This window comes from Shewanella electrica (genome assembly GCF_022321485.1).
GTDB lineage: Bacteria > Pseudomonadota > Gammaproteobacteria > Enterobacterales > Shewanellaceae > Shewanella > Shewanella electrica.
In genome coordinates this window covers 1-280 of the sequence record NZ_JAKOGG010000176.1, presented here as the reverse complement: position 1 = coordinate 280, position 280 = coordinate 1, and the positions used below count along the sequence as shown (strand labels likewise).

General features: G+C 74.3%; 1 protein-coding gene. It reads left to right on the top strand.

The genetic code is table 11. The features are described from left to right. Nucleotides 1–37: 37 nt before the first annotated feature. Nucleotides 38–280, top strand: a 243-nt coding sequence (locus L9G74_RS20290; protein ID WP_238898577.1) for a class 1 isoprenoid biosynthesis enzyme, incomplete at its 3' end; no start/stop codon positions are given.

Below are 280 nucleotides of genomic sequence, written 5' to 3'. Positions count from 1 at the left end.
CGGCAACCGGCCCGCGGAGGTGGACCCGTCCGAGGTCATGGCCACCTACGCGCACAAGAGCGGCGCGGTCTACGGGATGGCGTGCGCGATGGCGGCACGGCTGGCCGCGGGCACCGGTCCGGCCGAGATCGACCCCTGGCGCCGCTTCGGGCAGCTGCTCGGCCTGCTCGCGCAGTTCCGCAACGACGCCGACGACCTGCGCAGCGGGCGGTACGAGGACCTGCGCAACGGGACCGCGACCTACCTGCTGGTGCACCTGCTGCACTCGGCGCCCGAGAGC